This is a genomic window from Streptomyces sp. ID05-39B, from assembly GCF_033794725.1.
GTDB lineage: Bacteria > Actinomycetota > Actinomycetes > Streptomycetales > Streptomycetaceae > Streptomyces > Streptomyces bobili.
Window position 1 is genome coordinate 1 of record NZ_JARGEF010000484.1, and the last position, 1,861, is coordinate 1,861.

General features: G+C 73.9%; 3 protein-coding genes. All 3 read left to right on the forward strand.

Annotated elements, in window-relative coordinates:
• The first annotated feature begins 130 nt into the window (after window positions 1-130).
• The 3 genes from P1P75_RS41320 (at window position 131) to P1P75_RS41330 (ending at window position 1,845) form a co-directional block, all read left to right on the forward strand.
• Window positions 131-631, forward strand: a complete 501-nt coding sequence (locus tag P1P75_RS41320) for a DUF5949 family protein (protein ID WP_319265146.1) — start codon at window positions 131-133, stop codon at window positions 629-631.
• Window positions 632-885: 254 nt separating this feature from the next.
• The gene (locus tag P1P75_RS41325; protein WP_319265149.1) at window positions 886-1,404 is read left to right on the forward strand and encodes a hypothetical protein; all 519 of its coding nucleotides are present in this window, start codon (window positions 886-888) and stop codon (window positions 1,402-1,404) included.
• Between the two features lie 171 nt (window positions 1,405-1,575).
• Window positions 1,576-1,845, forward strand: a complete 270-nt coding sequence (locus P1P75_RS41330; RefSeq protein WP_319265152.1) for a hypothetical protein — start codon at window positions 1,576-1,578, stop codon at window positions 1,843-1,845.
• Window positions 1,846-1,861 lie beyond the last annotated feature (16 nt).

The window sequence follows — 1,861 nt, forward strand, 5'->3', positions numbered from 1 at the left end:
GTGCGGGTCCTGGGGTGTTCGAGGCCCGGGGTCGGGCGCGTCCCTCGTTCGTGTGGAGCGCCCCCGCCGTGTCCCCCGCGCGGGTGAGGAGCCGTCCGGAACGTCCCGAACGCGCCGATAGGGTCGCGCGGTGACCTCAACTCCCAGCGCCACCCGCCCCTTCCGCCTCGCCGACCTGGGCACGCTCGTCGTGATGCCGTGGAGCGGCGAGGCCGCCGACGGCGCCGACATGCCGTACCTCCTCGCGTACTCCCTCGGTGACGCCGCGGACGGTCCCGAGGCCTCGGCCGTCGCCATCGAGCGGCTGCTCACCGACAACGGCCTGTCGGTCGGCGGTGACCTGGTCGACGGCACCGAGCGGCCGAGCCTGCCGGTCGGCCTGCTCGTCGAGGCCGGTCAGGCCGTGCTGACCATGGCACCCCTGAAGGCCCAGTGCGTGCCGCCGCCCGAGTGGCTGGCGGCCGTGAAGAGCCGCGGTTACGCCTACCTCGTCTTCACCACCCGTGCCTGGCCCGAGGCCGCCCCCGGTCGGGCCGTCGCCCCCGATGCGCTGGCCGCGTTCGCCGGCGCCGACGAGACGCTCAAGGCCGCGGCGCACGTCGTCCTGCCCGCCCGCAGCCTGCGCGGCTGAGAGAGCGGCATCGCCGGAAACTCCGGATGAGCTGACGAACCGACAATTCACCTGTCACACGACTACGGCAGCCGGGGGAATTGTGAACTGATGCCGTTTTCCGGCTCGTTACTCGGTACGCGCGAAGCGCAGGCACAGCTCTGTCACGCACGCACAGCCTCGTCGCGCACGCACAGCCTCGTCACTCGTCACGCGCGTACGGCCTCGTCGCGCGTACAGCCTCGTCCAGAACTCCGAAAGGGCCCGTACCCGAGATGAAGACGACCACCCGAGGAACCCTCGCCGCCGTGCTCACCTGTGTGGCGGCCGCGGCCGGCGCCGCCTCCGCGACCTCCGCCGCCGCGGTCGGCACGGTCCCCGTCCCCGTCCCGCTGGACGGCGTCGAGAAGTCCCTCAACGTGGAACTGCCCAAGATCGGCGGCGAGATCCCGCTGCCCATGCCGGGCGCCCCCGAAGGCCCGCGGTACGTCGAGGGACGCCTCATCCCGGACCGGGTGATCCCGCAGCTGCCGGTCTCCGCCGGACTTCCCGGTCTGGGCCTGCGGGCACCGCTGCCGGAGGTCATCGGCGACGGGTTCAACCACGTCGGCCTCGACGCCCCCGCCTCCGACCTTCGCACCCTCAGCCCCGGTCTGACCCTGGACGCCCCGCTCACCGCCCCCAACCCCGACCGGTTCGGCCTGCCGGACCTCCAGATGCCGCAGGCCGGCGTGCTCACCCCGGTCCTGCAGACCGTGCCGGGCGCCAACCTCGGGCTCGGCCAGGGCCTGTAGCGGGCACAGGCCCACCCGACCACAGGCCCGGACCTCCGTCCGGGCCTGTCGCCCTTCTCCGGGCATTGTCTTTCGGCCGCAGTCTCCGGCGGCTTTCCCGGCTCGCACGGTGACCCCGCGGGCCGCCGGACGGTTACCGCTGTGGACATCCGAACCGGACGAGGAGCACACATGGTCGTCAGCGTGGACGGAGCCGCCGTGACCGGGGTCCCGGCGGACACGACGCATCCGGGCCCTACGGCACCCCCGGTGCCCCCGACGCGTCCGGCGAGACGCCGGACACGGCGGGACACGCTGCGCGGACTGCTCGGAGCCGCCGCGGCTCTCGCACTCGCCCCGCTCGTCGCCGCCTCCCGGCCCACCCGCCGGGACGAGCCCGAGCCCGCCGGCCTCCTCGGGCTCGCCCCGCCGGTGGGGCCGGGAGGGGGCTGTCTCTTATAAACATATCAGCCGCCCG

Excerpts from the sequence above, each read along its gene's own strand:
- P1P75_RS41330 (WP_319265152.1), top strand. The coding sequence starts at position 1,576 with ATGGTCGTCAGCGTGGACGGAGCCGCCGTGACCGGGGTCCCGGCGGAC.
- P1P75_RS41325 (WP_319265149.1), top strand. The coding sequence starts at position 886 with ATGAAGACGACCACCCGAGGAACCCTCGCCGCCGTGCTCACCTGTGTG.